We start from the raw sequence: 16,715 nt of genomic DNA on the forward strand, positions 1-16,715 counted from the left end.
ATTTTTATTCCCCCCTTTACAGCGCTGGCTTTTCTTTATGATAGGCTGTGGCTTGTTCAAAAGCATGAGCAACTCTATAAACGGTCGCTTCATCAAAGTGCTTGCCGATGATTTGCAAGCCTAGCGGCAGACCATTTGAAAATCCGCAAGGGATCGAGATTCCTGGTACACCCGCCAGGTTAACTGGAATCGTTAAAATATCATTCGCATACATCGTTAGCGGATCATCGACTTTTTCACCAAGCTTAAAGGCAGGAGTTGGTGTCGTTGGTCCGACAATCACATCATATTTTTCAAAAACGTCTTCAAAGTCTTTTTTAATTAAGGTCCGCACCTTTTGCGCCTTTTTATAATACGCATCATAATATCCGGAACTTAAAGCAAAGGTTCCGAGCATAATCCGGCGCTTCACTTCGTCACCAAAGCCTTCTGCTCTCGTTTTTTTATAAAGTTCCATCAGACTTTCCGCATTTGGCGAACGGTAGCCATAGCGAACCCCGTCAAATCTTGCAAGGTTTGCCGATGCTTCAGAAGAGGACAATAAATAATAGGTTGCAATGCCATATTTCGAATGCGGGAGCGATACTTCCTCCCAAGCACCACCAAGTCCTTCTAACACTTTTAAAGCATCCAGCACAGATTGACGGACTTCTTCAGAAACGCCCTCGCCTAAATACTCTTTAGGTACCGCTATCTTTAGCCCTTTTATATCGCCTGTCAGTGCACTTGAAAACCGCGGCACTTCTACATTAGCCGATGTGGAGTCCATCGGATCAAGGCCAGAAATTGCTTCTAAAACATATGCATTATCTTCAACCGTCCGTGTAATAGGACCAATCTGATCTAAAGAAGATGCAAAAGCGACAAGGCCGAAACGTGACACCCGTCCATATGTAGGTTTCATCCCAACAACACCGCAAAATGAAGCTGGCTGGCGAATCGATCCGCCTGTATCAGATCCTAATGCATATGGAACTTCACCTGCCGCTACAGCAGCTGCAGATCCTCCTGAAGAGCCGCCTGGCACAGCTTCCAGGTTCCAAGGGTTCTTGGTTTTCTTGATACTGGAATTTTCCGTTGAAGATCCCATTGCAAATTCATCCATGTTCAATTTTCCAACGGTAATGGCGCCGTGTGCATCGAGCTTGTCCATAACGGTTGCATTATATATCGGATCAAAATTCTCCAGAATTTTACTGGCACAAGTTGTCTGGAGGCCCTTCGTTACGATATTATCCTTGATACCAACCGGGATACCAAATAGGACATTATCCTTGCTTTCCCCGACTCGGGTTTCCAGTTCCATCGCTTTCTGCTTCGCCTTTTCTTCATTTAAAGTTAAAAAGGCGTCCACCTTTGAATCGACTTCGCCAATCTTCTGAAAAGATTGGTTCACCAAGTCGGTTACTGATAATTCTTTTTTATGTAAAAGCTCATGTATATCTGCCAATTTATGATCAAATAATGACATCCTTTTCTCCCCCCTAGTCTAAAATAGATGGTACTTTAATTTGGCCGTCTTCATGATCAGGGGCGTTTTTCAGTACCTCCTCACGCGGAAGTCCTTTTTGCGGAATATCTTCCCTCAAAACATTCTTCATATCCAAAACATGAGATGTCGGTTCAATATTTGTTGTATCTAACTCATTTAATTGCTCAGCATAACCAATAATGGCATCTAATTGTTTTGTAAAAACTTCAGCTTCTTCTTCGGTAATTTCCAATCTTGCTAAATGAGCAACATGCTTTACTTCATCTAGTGAAATCCGAGACATACCATCTTCACCTCCATGAGAATTCGAACTGCTTAACAATAATATTGATTCTATCAATTTTCAGAGGGTCAGGCAACAATTCTGGGGGCAGTTCGGGATGTGCCTGTCACACTCTGAGATTTGTCGGCAACCCTCGTCAGGTAACAGTCACGCCACGAAGTTAGTCGATTGCCGTTTGGCTATTGCTAATTTTTCCAAGCATAGATTAATTTTAAAAATAGCAATTTAATACCATGAAAAGAAAATATCGACTGTTTGCTGTGTTGTTTTTGTCATTGGGAATGATTCTGTCTGCCTGTACTCAAAATCAAGCAAATCAAGGAGGAGGGAACCAAGAACTGCCTCAAAATATTGTTTATCAGCCAGAAAATAATCAGCAGGCTACCGGAAGGCATATTTGGCGAACTTATGATGAAGCAAATCCTGGCGGACAAGCTGGTGAGGCCCCTAACGAGGAACTGCAGCGAGGTCCTGTAAAACTGGTTGAACGAGCTGCTGTCGAATGGACGAACCGCGAGCGCCAGCGAAATGGACTTCAGCCTTTACGATTAAATGAAAAAGCCTGTGACATTGCAAGACTTAAATCGCAGGATATGCGAGATAAACAATACTTTTCTTACACCAGCCCTACCTACGGAACACCCCTTGAGATGATGAGAAACTTCCATTTACAATTTCGGATTGCTGCCGGTAACCATGCGGCCGGACCCGAAACAGCTGAAGAGGTCGTACGTCAATGGATGGAAAGTCCCGAACACCGGAGCCACATTGTGAACCCCGAGTTCACCGAAATTGGAGTCGGGTATGTAGATGGCGGTATATTAGGAAGTTACTGGACGCAGCTGCTGATTGATCCTAGGTAGAAGGAGATTGGAATTGGGCGGAGTTTTATTTTTATAGGCTCCAAAACTAATAATTGGGCTTTTTTCTATGTTAATTGGGCGAGTCTGTTAATTTTTTGGGCGGCTTCCCCCTTTAATTGGGTGCTCTAGATAGTTTTTCGGGCGGGATTACCCGGTTATGGGCTACCTGCTTAGTTTTTGGGCGCCTTTCCCATCATTCAGGCGCCTTTCCCATTTTTTCATAAAACGAAAAAATTAGACATAAAAGGGTAAAAGCGATTATTGATTATTAAAAAAGACCGGGAACGAATCCCAGTCTTCTTTTTCCCTTATAACAACTCTGAAGTCGTTTTTGCCTGCATATGAAGCAGTAAGTAATCTGGACCTCCAGCTTTTGAATCAGTACCAGACATATTGAATCCGCCAAATGGCTGATATCCGACGATCGCACCTGTACATCCGCGGTTGAAGTATAGGTTTCCTACGTGGAAATCTTCTCTGGCTTTTTCAATATTTAAACGGTTATTGGAGATAACAGCACCTGTTAGTCCATATTCCGTATCATTAGCCATATCGATTGCTTCATCAAAATCTTTTGCTTTCGCAAACGCCACAACTGGTCCGAAGATTTCTTCTTTCATCACACGTGCGTTACGGTCTACATCAGCAACAACAGTAGGCTTGATAAACCAGCCTTTTGAGTCATCCCCTTCACCGCCGGCCACGATACGTCCTTCACCTTTGCCAATTTCAATATAGGACATAATTTTATTGTATGCACCTTGATCAATAACTGGTCCCATATACGTTTCGCGCTTAACAGGGTCTCCTACAGTTAAACCATTTGTTAATTCAACCACTCGTTCTAATACTTGATCGTATACATCTTCTAACACAATCGCACGTGAACATGCAGAGCATTTTTGACCAGAGAAGCCAAATGCAGAAGCTACTATAGAGTGAGCAGCTAATTCAAGATCTGCTTCTTTATCGACAACAATTGTGTCTTTTCCGCCCATTTCGGCAATGACACGTTTTAACCAGATTTGGCCTTCGCTCAATCTGGATGCACGTTCATAAATACGGAGGCCTACATCCCTAGACCCTGTAAAGCTGATGAAACGGGTTTGAGGATGATCCACTAAATAATCGCCCACTTCGGCTCCGCTACCCGGAATATAGTTAAGGACACCTTTTGGAAGACCCGCTTCTTCAAGAATCTCAACAAATTTAGCTGCAACTACTGGAGTAGCTGAAGCAGGTTTTAATAAAACAGTGTTTCCTGAAACAAGTGCTGCAACCGTTGTTCCTGCCATAATCGCAAATGCAAAGTTCCAAGGAGAAATAACAACCCCTACACCAAGCGGAATATAGCCAAAACGGTTAATCTCACCTGGACGGCTTTGTACAGGTACACCGTCTTTAAGGCTGAGCATTTGACGTCCGTAATATTCCATAAAATCGATAGCTTCTGCTGTATCTGCATCTGCCTCATTCCATGGTTTTCCCGCTTCTTTTACTAAAAGCGCAGAAAACTCATGCTTGCGGCGTCTGACAATCGCAGCTGCGCGGAATAGAATATCTGCTCTCATTTCAGGCTTGGATTTTCTCCAAGTTTTGAAAGCTTCTGCTGCCGCTTTCATCGCTTGTTCTGCTAAATCTCTATTCGCCTTTGAAACCCTTCCTACGACTTCTTCTTTATTCGCTGGGTTTACGGAAACGATTTTATCATCTGTTGAAACTCGTTCTCCATTAATAACTAAATCATAGTCTTGTCCTAAGTAGCTCTCTACTAGTTTCAAACCTTCTTGAAACGCTTTTTGATTCTCTTCCTTTGAAAAATCAGTGAAAGGTTCGTGCTGATAAGGTTTAACCATATGATTCCCCTCCTTATATATTTAAACAAAACCGTTTACACTACACGTTCATTCTATCATGAAACAATTTTATTCTTCAAATTATTCCAAATGGAAAAATAGACTAGTAGGTGCATCTTAGACTTTCTTGGGAGGAAATGGCCTGTCATCACTTAATTTGGCCAATAGAACAAGGTTTTGACTGATAGGACTGTGATTTGACCAATCTACTTAATTTTTGACCGATAGTACACGATTTTGACTCATAGAAATCGATTTTGACCGATAGAATCGATATTTGACTGATAGATTCCTCGATTTGACCGATAGAATTTATTGTTGAGCAAAAAAACCTCTTCTATCCTACATCCCAAAAAAATAGACCTGCCAACCGGCAGATCTTATAGCTATTTAATAAACATACACATAAGGTTCATCGGCTTTCCGGTCTTTTACAATCAGAGCCTCAGGGCCGTTAACGGAAAGCACATTGACCTCAACTTTAAGCTCTTCCCCAAAATATTTCATCACTAAACCTGCGACATATTGGGTAAAACCGATGACTTCAGCTTCCCCATTAAATTGTATATTGATATCAATGTTAATGGAGTTCAGCTCTTCATTCACATAAAAGGCTTTTCCTACAATCCCATTAAAGTCTGGGAAGTAGCTTTCAACGTCTGTTTGAAAGTTAAGGAATGTAGTTGCATCTTCCCGATAGAGCTCTGTTGCCTCGTTTGACGGAAATAATACATAGTCCTCATTAATGCTGGTCCACTCTTTTATGCTGCTTTCCCCTTGATTCACATGGGTATAAGCAATAAAATTCCCGGGAACAACTGAATTTCGTTTTTCCTGTTTAAAAAGGGCGATCGTAATCGGAACCTCGGTCAGCTCCTCCATCCCTCTAAGTCTCGTCAGCACTTCAGCTGCAATCTTCTTTCCTTCTTCCACAACCTTTTCATGCGGAATTTCTGTTTGGTACACTGTACCATATTGTTCAGTCTGAAAATAGTGGACAGAGTTTAGAGCTAAACCGATCACAACTCCGCCTAACTCCACTGTTTCCTCATCAATTCGTTTTAAGTAGTTTTGCTCCATGATGTGAGCTAAATAGATTGGACTGTCTTCGTTTGCTTCACGAACATTGTCCCCTGACACTACTAACGCCGGGTTTAACCCAATGTTTTCTTCAGGGTCTACTCCAGCCTCTTGTGCCTGTGCATCCGTAAGTTTTCGTTTTAGCCAGGAACTCACAAGCTCACGGCTAATGTACTGTCCTCCGCGAAACAGATAATCATCTGTGGAAAATTTCGTTTGTGCAATTCGCATGAGACCCGTCTCAAATTCATCCATATCTACTCTTGTATTCAGATTGGATACGACCATTCCGCGCGCTGGAGACGCTTCAAAAGGGAGGATGGTTTTGTAATATTCGTCAGAGATGCTGAAACTTGGAATAATCCCTGTTGTTTTATTTTCTTCATCTACTGCGTCCTCTTGAACGACTTCTCCTTCTTTCTCCAAGCTCGGAATACAGCCGGTCAGTAACAATATGCTTGTACAGAATATAGTGACAAGCTTTTTCATGATATACACCTCTTAAGATTTAAGTTCTTCCAAGAATCTCTCCTCATTCCAAACTTCAATGCCTAACTGTTCTGCTTTAGTCAGTTTTGAGCCGGCATCCTCTCCTGCAATGACTAGATCTGTCTTTTTACTGACACTTCCCGTAACTTTTCCGCCGTATAGTTCAATTTTTTCTTTCGCTTCATCCCGAGAAAGCTGCAAAAGCTTTCCTGTCAGGACAATTGTTTTTCCGGCAAAATATGAATCAACATCTTCGAGTGCGCGAATCCTTGGCCCCTTATATTCCATATTAATACCAAGTGATTTTAATTCCTCAATTACTTCAATCGCTTCTTCCAAGTTAAAATAGGAATGGATGGAATCGGCCATTTTTTCTCCTATTTCGTTAATGTTACGAAGTTGTTCAACGGTTGCCAGTCTTAAATGGTCGATAGTGCCAAACTCTTGAGCTAAAATTTTGGCTGCTTTAGCCCCCACATGACGGATGCCTAAACCAAATAGAAGCTTTTCAAGCGAGTTTTCCTTTGATTTTTCAATCGCATCTAATAAGTTCTGAGCCGATTTTTCTCCCATTCTTTCCAGGTTAACAAGCTGATCAAATTGAAGACGGTATATATCAGCCACATCTTCAATTAAGTTTTCTTTAAATAATTGAGTGATTACTTTTTCACCGAGACCGTCAATATTCATTGCGTCTCTTGAAACGAAGTGAATTAAACCTTCCCGAATTTGTGCCGGGCATTTCGGATTTATACAGCGCACTGCTACTTCCCCGTCTAAATGAACAAGTTCACTGTGACATTCCGGGCATTCCTTTGGCATTGAAAATGACTGTTCTTCACCGGTTCTTTTTTCAGCTAATACTTTAACGACCTCTGGAATGATGTCTCCCGCTTTTTTAATGACTACATAATCCCCAATTTTAATATCTTTTTCACGGATCAGATCTTCATTGTGAAGAGAAGCCCGTTTTACGGTTGTACCGGCTACTTTTACAGGTTCTAATATAGCGGTAGGCGTTACCACCCCTGTTCTCCCTACAGTTAATTCAATACCTGTCAGCTTCGTCACAACCTCTTCAGCCGGAAATTTATAGGCAATCGCCCAGCGCGGACTTTTAGCAGTCGTTCCCAGCTCCTCCTGCTGCTGAAGGGAATCTACTTTAATGACGATTCCATCAATTTCATAAGGCAATGAAGCCCGTTTCTCGACCCAACTGTTCACATATTCCAACACATCATCAATCGTCGGGCAGACACGTCTTTCTTTGTTCGTTTTAAAGCCTAGTTTCTCTAGCAGCTCTAAGCCTTCACTATGTGACTCGACCCCGGTTGTACCGATATCTCCTATCGCATATAAAAAGACGTCCAGATTTCTCGAAGCGGCAATTTTCGGATCTAATTGGCGCAGTGATCCGGCTGCAGCGTTCCGAGGGTTTGCGAAAGGCTCCTCTCCATTTACTTCTTTTATTTCGTTGAGTGCATGGAAAGATCGTTTTGGCATATAAGCCTCACCTCTTACTTCGAGAGATACAGGCTCTGTTAATTTTAATGGAATCGATTTAATCGTGCGCAGATTAGCGGTAATGTCCTCACCAATTGTTCCGTCACCCCGGGTAGCGCCTTGGACAAATTGCCCATCCTCATAGCGAAGCGACACAGCCAGTCCATCAATTTTCAGTTCACAAACGTATTGATAACGGTCACCTACTGCCTGTCTTACTTTTCGGTCAAAATCTCTTAAATCGGCTTCATTAAAAGCATTGCCAAGACTCAGCATAGGTGTCCGATGCTGTACCTTTTCAAATGCATCCAATACATTCCCGCCCACACGCCCGGTAGGTGAATCCGGTGTTTTGAGATGAGGATACTTTTCTTCTAATTGGATTAACTCTTTTAACAAACGGTCATATTCACTATCTGGCACTGAAGGTTTATCGAGCACATGGTATTCATAATTATATTGGTTTAACAGATCCTGAAGCTCTTTGACCCTTTTTTCAGCTTGTACCTGCTCCATATTCGCTCCTCGCTTTCTTTGCCCTTATACCTTTTCAATTGGTGCAAATGTAGCCAAAAGCCGCTTTACACCCTGACTCGGGAAGGCAATATCTAATTCCTTTCCTTCCCCTTCGCCTTTTACACTTACAACGGTACCAGGACCCCATTTTTTATGGTTGACCTTGTCGCCCACCTTCCAATCCAGTTCATCATTTCCTGTCTTTTGCGGTCTTTGCACAGGCTGTGTAAATGGAGAGCTGACCTTTTTATTAGATACACTAGAAAAAGAAGGACTGGTTTTCTCTTGCATATTTAAAAACTCGATTAAATCTGCGGGAATCTCTTTAATAAAACGGCTCTCCAGATTAAAGTTCGTCCTCCCAAATAACGTCCGCATTTCAGCGCTGGTTAAGTAAAGCTGCTCTTCAGCCCTTGTAATCCCCACATACGCCAGGCGCCGCTCTTCCTCCATCTCATCCTCTTCCATGAGGGACCGGCTATGCGGAAAGACGCCTTCCTCCATACCAAGCAAGAAGACAACAGGAAATTCAAGACCTTTAGCTGAGTGTAGCGTCATCAACGTAACGTTGCCATCATTGGTGTCCTGTTCATCCAAGCGGTCAATGTCTGCCACTAACGCTAAATCCGTTAAGAATGCGATTAAACTTTTATCGTCTTCGTTTCTTTCTTCAAAGCTTTTCGTTACAGATAAAAATTCTTCAAGGTTTTCCAGCCTGCTTTGAGCTTCTAGTGAGTTTTCTGCTTTAAGCATTTCCTCGTATCCTGTCTTTTCAATAACCTCTTCTGTTAGCTCTGTTACCGATAAATAGTCCTGCATGTTAGAAAACTGATTTATAAATTGGTGGAAATCTGCTGCAGCTTGAGTAATTTTCGGGGAAAGACCGATAAAATCAACTTCGCCTAGTGCCTGATACAAACTCATATCACGCTGAGCTGCATAATTTGCAATTTTATCAAGAGAACTGGCACCGATTCCTCTTTTCGGTACATTGATAATTCGCTCAAGACTTATATCATCGTCTGGATTTGAAATTAGCCGTAAATACGCCAAAATATCCTTAATCTCTTTGCGATCGTAGAACTTTGTTCCGCCTACAATAGAATAAGAGATATTTGATTTAAGAAGAACTTCCTCCATAACACGCGACTGGGCATTCGTTCTGTATAAAATCGCAATATCAGAACTCGAATATTCGCCTGATTTGACTAGTTCATTAATTTTACCGGCAACAAATTGTGCCTCTCCCTGCTCATTAAGAGCTTTGTAGTAAGCGATTTTATTCCCTTCACTATTTTCCGTCCAAAGATTTTTTGACTTACGATGAAGGTTGTTGGCAATCACTGTATTAGCAGCCTGCAAAATTCTCTTTGTCGAACGGTAATTCTGTTCTAATAAAATTACCTTTGCCTTTGGATAGTCTTTTTCAAATGATAAAATATTGGCAATATCTGCACCGCGCCAGCGATAAATCGACTGATCGGAATCGCCAACGACACAAAGGTTCTCAAATCTTTGGGCTAATTTCTTTACCAGCATATATTGAGCCCGGTTCGTATCCTGGTATTCATCCACATGAATGTACTGAAATTTGCGCTGATAATATCCTAAAACCTCAGGAACGCGGTCAAACAGCTTAATAGTGATCATAATTAAATCATCAAAATCAAGAGCATGATTCTTTCGCAGCCTCTTTTGATATTCCTTATAAACCTTTGCTACCAGTTCATCATAGTAGCCGCCCTGGTTTTGTTCAAAAGTATCTGCATCAATTAATTCATTTTTTGCAGACGAAATCGAACCGAGCAGCATCCTTGGGTCAAATTTTTTCGAATCAATATTTAAATCTTTAAGAATTCCTTTTATAACAGATAATTGGTCTGTTGTATCTAAAATCGAAAAATTACGATTGTACCCAATTCTGTCGATGTCACGGCGAAGAATCCGCACACACATAGAGTGAAAGGTTGAGATCCACATTTCCTCAGCAGCTAATGCGACGATTTTTTGCAATCTCTCTTTCATTTCACGAGCTGCTTTATTGGTAAATGTAATCGCTAAAATATTGTAAGGATTTACCCCTTTTTCCACCAGTAAATAACCGATGCGGTGTGTTAAAACTCTTGTTTTCCCACTGCCGGCTCCTGCCATTATAAGTAATGGACCATCTGTTGTTTTGACGGCCAGTTTTTGCTGGTCATTCAAACCTTCTAACAGTCGATTCGTTAAAAATTGCATGTATTCTTCCTCCAATTAAAGGAACATTTGTTCTATTTATTAACTATATCATACAGAAATACTCAGTTGAATGCTTTACTTTTTTTAAGTTTTTTACAATCCTTTACAGCTGCAACTGTTTGGAGAGCGGTATTCGTATCTTCATAAATAAGATTGCCAACCACGATGACATCAGCGCGTTCAGCCATCTGTTTAGCCTGATCAGCATTCTCAATTCCTCCGCCATAAAAAAGAACAGTTTTTTCTAATTTCTGATAAACTTGTCCAACGAGAGCTGGGTCTCCATATATCCCGCTATATTCAAGATAGAAAATCGGCAGATGAAACATTTTTTCTGCAATCGTTGCATAGGCAAGGACATCTTCATCATGGATAAGCTTAGACTCAGTCGCTTGGAACGCTTTACTGTCGGGATTCAGCATACAATAGCCTTCAACCATCATTTCATCCCAATTAATAAATTCACCGTAGTTCTTGACCGCTTCTCTATGTAAATCTATCATCCATTTTGGATTCGTACTATTCAACACTGTAGGGACGAAGAAAAAATCAAACCCTGGCGTAATTGATTCTAGATTGGAAATTTCTAAAACACAGGGGACTAAAAATTTGCGAATCCTCGCTAATAAATCTAATGTATTTTCAAGGGTAACCCCATCTGTCCCCCCAACGAGGACAGCATCAGTCCCCGATTCACATATGGACTCCAGCTGCTCATCATTAATCTCTTTATTAGGATCGAGTTTAAAGACATGTCGCCATTCACGAATGTTATACATGAATATGCCTCCGTTTCTGCTCACATGATGCCATTATACCATTCTCTGACCTGTGACTAAAGCAATCTCCTAATTGCCAAATGCAAGAATAGTTATAGGAGATGAGCGTGAGCAAGGGCTTTTGAGTGTTGCATAAATTAGTTATAATAAACGTTCATGTTAGATGGGCGAGAAACAATTTTTCGTGGAGTGCATTTCTCATGGCACTAGGGAGAGAGGCTGAAAATTAAAGGACATTGGTTCCTCTATTTGCGAGAAACGGAGGGTTTTTTGAAATTAAAGGACATTGGTTCCTCTATTTCAGCAAATGAGTGCGATTCTGGGGTTCATTTTGCGAAATAAAGGATCGTATGTCCTTTAGCTCATTGAAAACAGCACTTTTTTGAACAATAAGGGATCATATGTCCGCTAAGAATACAACCGATTCACCACCAGCTTTAAGAGAGCTAAAACCCCCGACCTTTAGTTGGGGGCTGTTTCCTGGTTACGCTATATTCAAAAGAAAAAACCCGTCCACTAATGACGGGCCTTCGTATTTTATGAATTTGATTCTTCTTCTTCCTTAATCCGGTTCAATGCCATCGTATAGGCATCGTTTCCATAGTTTAAGCAGCGTTTTACCCTTGAAATCGTAGCTGTACTCGCGCCAGTCTCCGTTTCAATTTTATGATACGTTTTTCCTTCTTGCAGCATTCTGGCTACTTCTAATCTTTGTGCTAGAGATTGAATTTCATTAACCGTACAAAGGTCATCGAAAAAGCGGTAGCACTCCTCTAAATCCTTTAGTGATAAAACTGCTTTAAACAATTGATCTAATTCTCTTCCTCTTAGTTTATCTATTTGCATATTTGGTCTCCTTCTTTTTTAAGAGGTAATCGCTTCAAATGATACAGATTGTGTTAATCCTGGGTTATCGGGGATTACATTAATCCACGTTTTTCCTGTAACTAGTTTGGCCGGTTGTCCATTTTCATAAGGGAGGATTCGTCCATCAACATTTTTCCATTCAATTTTCTTCCATTTTCCTTTTTGTACAAGATATGCCTCTCCGCCGGTACTAAAATCAATATCTCTTCTGCCTTTGTTATCCACCACCTGATGAGGTGCTTCTAAAATCACAATATTATCTAGGAGGACTGGTTCCCCAGACTGATGATCAACTGTTTGCTCACCATTTGTGAACCGCTTGTATTTTTCTGACTCAGGGTCATATTCATAGATGACATCATAAAGCGGCGAATTGTATGTTACCATTACATTCTCTGCTGTTTCCCCAATAATCTCCTCTACATCTGAATCAGTCATAAAAGAAAGACTAGGCGGTAACTCTCCCATGTCAAACCTGAGTTTCTCAGCACCTTTTTCAATATTTTCAAAGGTTGTATAAGAATTATGGGGAGCTTGTCTTTCAGACGACCTGTAAAACAAAGTACCGTCATAATACATTCCATTAATATTATCTACATACCCATTATCAGACAACACTTTTGCCTCTGTACTAAAGCCATGGGCTATATATAAGCTATTAAAACCTTTAGCAATATCCATAAAGTAGTCTCTCGCACTGCGAACCGGCCCTACTTCTTCAGGCGGATTGCTTTGGAAAATCGCCAAAAACCTTGTAATGTTTCCTTCGGTTAAAATTTCATATACAATATCCGCCTCAGGCAACCCTGTTTGCGGTCTTGCATGGATATCATTATTAATCATGACAGCAACAGATCTGCCTTTAATCTCATCATCGGAGCCGACGCCAGTTAGCGGATAGCGAAAAGCATATTCCTTGTTATTTTCATCTGTTGTATCTTCCTCCTGTTGTTCGGGCGGAGAAGATTCTTCTTCTGGCGTAGCTTCTTCCTCACTGCATCCAGCAAGTAAAAGTCCAACTCCTAATACGATACTTGCAGCCTTCCTTTTCCATAACACCTATATACACCCCTAGTTGATTTTTACATTTTTGCTTTTATCTCTGGTGTCTTTTTTTAGGGTCAGCAAAAACAATTTAGTTCTTTAAAGTTTTCCAATATTACTATTTTATCGTATTACACTCGGGAAGAGTACCATTTTTTTCATGACATCAAATAAACCTTGCTGCGTAATACGAATATATGGAAGGTGAGTAGATGAGAAGAATAATAACGTATAGATTGGATCTCCGAATCTATATCCTCTCTCCTCTAACAGAACTTTGAGCTTCGTTTCTTCTTCCATTATTTCTTCCATTCGTTTATCAGAGATGACACCGTTTAAAGGAAGCGGAATCTCATGAAGCACCTTGCCATTTTCCGTTAAAACAATACCGCCGCCAAGTTCTTTCAGCCTTCTGCATGCGAGCAGCATATCTGATTTATGTTTTCCAATTAAAATAAGATCACCGCTAATGGAAAAACTCGATGCAAAACCTCCAATATGATGGGCAAACCCTTTTAATACCGTATTAACCTTCCATCTGCCTTTTCGATCTACTAGCATAAAGAAGCACTGATCATGGTCATCAGAAAGACTTTCTACTGATAAATCTAAGTTTGCGGAATAGGGCTTGGTAATAACTGCATTCACCATTTCTATCCCCATTGCCATCGAAAACTGAAGGTCATCCATCGTTAATTCCCAATTACTCTCATACGGTTTGAGCCCATAGTTTGACCAGTTAATCGGATAATCTCCAAATGTATTGTCACCATTTCTCTTCACCCATTGACCTTTGGCTAAAACGGAATGAGGTGTCGGATCCGCTTCACTATGCAGGAAGTTAATGTTTGCCACACGGCCTGTCGTGATACTTCCATAGAGATCATCAATTTGATAATACCGAGCGACATTAAAGCTCGCCATCAAGTAGGCTTCTATTGGAGGAATTCCCTCTTCAAGAGCCATTTTAATCATCAGGTCGATCATTCCTTCTTTATAAAAACTTGGAGTCGATCCATCCGTTGTAAAAAACACTTGATCAAAATGCTCAATCCCTAATTCTTTCATTTCTTTTAAAAGAATGGGTAAATCGGGACGAATCGAAGAATATCGAAGTGCAACCGCATATCCATGCTGCAGGCGATTCCACACCTCTTGCCCTGTCATCGACTCATGATCGGCATCAGCCCCAAGTAATTTAAGCTTCACCAATGTTTTTTCGGAAGCCCCTGGGAAGTGACCCTCTATTCTTTTTCTGTTTCTTTTTATCTCTTGAATCCAATGCAGCAGTGAATCATCGCCTGCCATTAATCGTGGCCAACTCGTTAGTTCCCCGCCTTGAATAACATCTTCCCTCTCAATCCATGCCTGAATGGTTTCATGAGAGAAGATTGTTTCTTCTCTAAATAGCTCGGTTTGTGAATCAAACCTACACCACCAGTACATAGAAACTGGCAGCTTTTTAAATTCATCAAGTAAAGAAAACGCTTTCTTTTTATCGTTTAGTAAAGCCAAAACAAGGCTGTCATTGATCAAAGCAGTCGTCCCCGTTTGCGATGCATAGTTAGCAAGTGATAGGGGATTATAAACTTGAAAAGGATGTGCATGAGGTTCGATATAACCTGGTACAAGCAATGAATCCGTACAGTCGATTATTTCACATTCTTCTAAGCGTTCAGGCAGTTTTTCTCCAACATAAACGATGCGATCCTGATAAATCCATATTTGTCCGCTTAACCATTTTTTTAAATATGGGTGCAAATACCGAGCGTTTTTTAATAAAAGGGTAGGGGATTTTGCTCCATCGATGATAGAGGTATGTTCTCTATGCTGTTTAATTCTCCAGTTGTTAATATGATTCATCTTCTTTCGACTCCCCCTTTTGGCATATAGCTTTTAGTCATATACTATCATATTTTGAATATTAACGCATTAAAGAATCGAAATTTTTCTAAATTAAGGAAGGTGAAAGCTATGTTTCAAGTCAAACCAAATATCGGCATACTGAACGCCCTTGTTCGAATCACTTTCGGATTAACCCTTTTATCATGGGTAACCGCAAAATTAGTCAAACAGCCTTGGAGAGAGTCATATTTAATCGTCGCTATATTAGCAGCCATGAAGGTGGGAGAAGGAATCGTTCGCTACTGTCCTGTCACTGAGTTAATTAAAAATGGCATTCAGGCTGGCAGCGCGCAAGACGAAGAAGAGGACTATGTAATCTAATGATTTTCTTAATTTGACGTTGGACAACCTATTCTGAAATAAGGGGATGTTACCGAATGTTTTGGGAATATCTAATGGATATGTCCTTTGTATTAATTTCTATCATTGGAGGAATTGTAGCTTTGCTTTTCGTATACATTCACAGATCTAAAAAACGGGCTCGGCAATAAAATCATTAAACATAGAAAAAGGCTGCTTAACCATATCTAATAGGCCAGCAGCCTTTCTTGTTGTTTCTTTATTCATCTGACGTTAGCTCACCTTGAAACTGAATTTCCTGATTCACAGGTTTTACCACCTTGTTTCCATTTTCAATGGTCTCTTCAAAGACTGGCTTTTCCATTCGGCGAATCGGTACATATCCCTCTGCTGCCATCCTCTTTAAGCAGTCATCGACCGTCTCATTTTCTAAAACAACAAACCACTTCTTTTTTGGTGCTTTACTCATTTCCCAATTTTCCTTTACGTACACTTTTCACCCAGAATCCCCCGTAAATCGTTTTCGGTTCATATGAAATAATAAAAGCTTTCGGGTCCAACTCTTTTATTGTTTGATAAAGACGTAGTTCATACTTTCGCGGGGTAAGAATCTGCATAGCCAGGCGATCTCCTTCCCTGCCATTCGCCATCCAATGCGTAACGCCAAACCCTTCCTTACGTAATGCATTCGGTAAATCCTTGGCTTCTTCTGTAGTAATTACATTAACTGTGATATATCCTAAAGCCAGTTTTTCCTCAAGCTTCATTCCAACAATTACACCTATGCCATAGCCGACGGCATAAGCAATTAAATTTTGGATTTCATTTAAATTTTCAAGAACTAGCCCTAATCCGACCACATAAATTAACACTTCAAACATGCTAATGACAGCAGCAAAATACCGTTGGCCTTTAAGAGTTAGAATCATCCGAATCGTAAAGAATGATACATAGACCACATTAATAATTAAAATAATCGCTACCATCACCAAGCTATTTTCTAACAATATTAGCCCTCCTTTAATACTCCCGTGCAACATTGTAAAAGAACATTGACTTCTAATTTTACTAAACTTACTTTTGTTTGCGAAGGGTTGATCCGAGAGTATCAGGTGGTAATTATTCACTTTATTTAGTATACCCTATTGGCGGAGGAAAAAAGGAGGGTAATCATGATGGGTTTTTGTTCGTTTTTATAAAATATGGCTGTGTTGTTGGTGATAGAGCTTCAAGGATTTTACATTGGCGCGATTGACCTCATATTCGTCCGTTTACAGACCACAAGCCTTAATTCAACCAAGTCCTTTATTCAATTTCTCTTCAAACACAAAAAAACAACCTGGGACTAAACCCTAGGTTGTTTCGCATTGCCTGGCAACGTCCTACTCTCACAGGGGGCGCCCCTAACTACCATCGGCACTGCGGCGGCTTCCGATGACCGGCGAATTCCGGCGTCTGCTGCACTCAGTCACATCCTCGTGTACGAAGTACACTCCGGTG

The 16,715-nt window shown here is 40.8% G+C and carries 15 protein-coding genes; 3 read left to right on the forward strand and 12 right to left on the reverse strand.

Going from position 1 to position 16,715, the window contains the following annotated elements:
- Positions 1 to 16: 16 nt before the first annotated feature.
- A complete protein-coding gene (gatA, locus tag CRO56_RS11750; protein WP_097158810.1) occupies positions 17 to 1,471 on the reverse strand; it encodes an Asp-tRNA(Asn)/Glu-tRNA(Gln) amidotransferase subunit GatA in 1,455 nt (484 codons plus the stop codon).
- Positions 1,472 to 1,484: 13 nt separating this feature from the next.
- Complete coding sequence (gene gatC, locus CRO56_RS11755; protein ID WP_097158811.1) at positions 1,485 to 1,775, reverse strand: Asp-tRNA(Asn)/Glu-tRNA(Gln) amidotransferase subunit GatC; 291 nt, start codon at positions 1,773 to 1,775, stop codon at positions 1,485 to 1,487.
- Positions 1,776 to 2,008: 233 nt separating this feature from the next.
- Here gatC and CRO56_RS11760 point away from each other — a divergent pair, with 233 nt between their 5' ends.
- A complete protein-coding gene (locus CRO56_RS11760) occupies positions 2,009 to 2,638 on the forward strand; it encodes a CAP domain-containing protein (protein ID WP_097158812.1) in 630 nt (209 codons plus the stop codon).
- Between the two features lie 308 nt (positions 2,639 to 2,946).
- On the opposite strand, the gene pruA is transcribed toward CRO56_RS11760, so the two are convergent.
- The 8 genes from pruA to CRO56_RS11800 form a co-directional block, all read right to left on the reverse strand.
- Positions 2,947 to 4,494, reverse strand: a complete 1,548-nt coding sequence (gene pruA, locus CRO56_RS11765; RefSeq protein WP_097158813.1) for an L-glutamate gamma-semialdehyde dehydrogenase — start codon at positions 4,492 to 4,494, stop codon at positions 2,947 to 2,949.
- A 390-nt stretch (positions 4,495 to 4,884) separates the two neighbouring features.
- On the reverse strand, positions 4,885 to 6,063 hold the full coding sequence (locus CRO56_RS11770) for a CamS family sex pheromone protein (RefSeq protein WP_097158814.1): 1,179 nt from the start codon (positions 6,061 to 6,063) through the stop codon (positions 4,885 to 4,887).
- A 12-nt stretch (positions 6,064 to 6,075) separates the two neighbouring features.
- Positions 6,076 to 8,082 (reverse strand): NAD-dependent DNA ligase LigA, encoded by a 2,007-nt coding sequence (ligA, locus tag CRO56_RS11775; RefSeq protein ID WP_097158815.1) that lies wholly within the window; start codon positions 8,080 to 8,082, stop codon positions 6,076 to 6,078.
- 24 nt (positions 8,083 to 8,106) lie between these two features.
- A complete protein-coding gene (pcrA, locus tag CRO56_RS11780) occupies positions 8,107 to 10,320 on the reverse strand; it encodes a DNA helicase PcrA (protein ID WP_097158816.1) in 2,214 nt (737 codons plus the stop codon).
- Positions 10,321 to 10,382: 62 nt separating this feature from the next.
- The gene (pcrB, locus tag CRO56_RS11785; RefSeq protein ID WP_097158817.1) at positions 10,383 to 11,099 is read right to left on the reverse strand and encodes a heptaprenylglyceryl phosphate synthase; all 717 of its coding nucleotides are present in this window, start codon (positions 11,097 to 11,099) and stop codon (positions 10,383 to 10,385) included.
- Positions 11,100 to 11,636: 537 nt separating this feature from the next.
- Positions 11,637 to 11,945 (reverse strand): YerC/YecD family TrpR-related protein, encoded by a 309-nt coding sequence (locus tag CRO56_RS11790; protein ID WP_097158818.1) that lies wholly within the window; start codon positions 11,943 to 11,945, stop codon positions 11,637 to 11,639.
- Positions 11,946 to 11,963: 18 nt separating this feature from the next.
- Positions 11,964 to 13,025, reverse strand: coding sequence for a DUF3048 domain-containing protein (locus CRO56_RS11795; RefSeq protein WP_097158819.1), 1,062 nt, complete (start codon positions 13,023 to 13,025; stop codon positions 11,964 to 11,966).
- Positions 13,026 to 13,133: 108 nt separating this feature from the next.
- A complete protein-coding gene (locus CRO56_RS11800; protein WP_097158820.1) occupies positions 13,134 to 14,873 on the reverse strand; it encodes an adenine deaminase C-terminal domain-containing protein in 1,740 nt (579 codons plus the stop codon).
- Between the two features lie 111 nt (positions 14,874 to 14,984).
- Here CRO56_RS11800 and CRO56_RS11805 point away from each other — a divergent pair, with 111 nt between their 5' ends.
- Positions 14,985 to 15,236, forward strand: coding sequence for a YgaP family membrane protein (locus tag CRO56_RS11805; protein WP_097158821.1), 252 nt, complete (start codon positions 14,985 to 14,987; stop codon positions 15,234 to 15,236).
- 80 nt (positions 15,237 to 15,316) lie between these two features.
- Entirely contained in the window at positions 15,317 to 15,406 is a 90-nt protein-coding gene (locus CRO56_RS23515) for an EYxxD motif small membrane protein (protein ID WP_342745886.1), read from the forward strand.
- A 68-nt stretch (positions 15,407 to 15,474) separates the two neighbouring features.
- Here CRO56_RS23515 and CRO56_RS11810 read toward each other — a convergent pair whose 3' ends face one another.
- Both CRO56_RS11810 and CRO56_RS11815 read right to left on the reverse strand, forming a co-directional pair.
- Complete coding sequence (locus CRO56_RS11810; RefSeq protein WP_097158822.1) at positions 15,475 to 15,684, reverse strand: NETI motif-containing protein; 210 nt, start codon at positions 15,682 to 15,684, stop codon at positions 15,475 to 15,477.
- Positions 15,677 to 16,222 (reverse strand): DUF2179 domain-containing protein, encoded by a 546-nt coding sequence (locus tag CRO56_RS11815; RefSeq protein WP_097158823.1) that lies wholly within the window; start codon positions 16,220 to 16,222, stop codon positions 15,677 to 15,679. The genes CRO56_RS11810 and CRO56_RS11815 overlap by 8 nt, the downstream gene beginning before the upstream one ends.
- Between the last annotated feature and the right edge of the window lie 493 nt (positions 16,223 to 16,715).

This window comes from Bacillus oleivorans (assembly GCF_900207585.1).
Classification (GTDB): domain Bacteria; phylum Bacillota; class Bacilli; order Bacillales; family JC228; genus Bacillus_BF; species Bacillus_BF oleivorans.

Bases quoted from the DNA above. Each gene is read 5' to 3' on its own strand.
- gatA (WP_097158810.1), bottom strand. From the start codon at position 1,471: ATGTCATTATTTGATCATAAATTGGCAGATATACATGAGCTTTTACAT.
- gatC (WP_097158811.1), bottom strand. From the start codon at position 1,775: ATGTCTCGGATTTCACTAGATGAAGTAAAGCATGTTGCTCATTTAGCA.
- CRO56_RS11760 (WP_097158812.1), top strand. From the start codon at position 2,009: ATGAAAAGAAAATATCGACTGTTTGCTGTGTTGTTTTTGTCATTGGGA.
- pruA (WP_097158813.1), bottom strand. From the start codon at position 4,494: ATGGTTAAACCTTATCAGCACGAACCTTTCACTGATTTTTCAAAGGAA.
- CRO56_RS11770 (WP_097158814.1), bottom strand. From the start codon at position 6,063: ATGAAAAAGCTTGTCACTATATTCTGTACAAGCATATTGTTACTGACC.
- ligA (WP_097158815.1), bottom strand. From the start codon at position 8,082: ATGGAGCAGGTACAAGCTGAAAAAAGGGTCAAAGAGCTTCAGGATCTG.
- pcrA (WP_097158816.1), bottom strand. From the start codon at position 10,320: ATGCAATTTTTAACGAATCGACTGTTAGAAGGTTTGAATGACCAGCAA.
- pcrB (WP_097158817.1), bottom strand. From the start codon at position 11,099: ATGTATAACATTCGTGAATGGCGACATGTCTTTAAACTCGATCCTAAT.
- CRO56_RS11790 (WP_097158818.1), bottom strand. From the start codon at position 11,945: ATGCAAATAGATAAACTAAGAGGAAGAGAATTAGATCAATTGTTTAAA.
- CRO56_RS11800 (WP_097158820.1), bottom strand. From the start codon at position 14,873: ATGAATCATATTAACAACTGGAGAATTAAACAGCATAGAGAACATACC.
- CRO56_RS11805 (WP_097158821.1), top strand. From the start codon at position 14,985: ATGTTTCAAGTCAAACCAAATATCGGCATACTGAACGCCCTTGTTCGA.
- CRO56_RS23515 (WP_342745886.1), top strand. From the start codon at position 15,317: ATGTCCTTTGTATTAATTTCTATCATTGGAGGAATTGTAGCTTTGCTT.
- CRO56_RS11810 (WP_097158822.1), bottom strand. From the start codon at position 15,684: ATGAGTAAAGCACCAAAAAAGAAGTGGTTTGTTGTTTTAGAAAATGAG.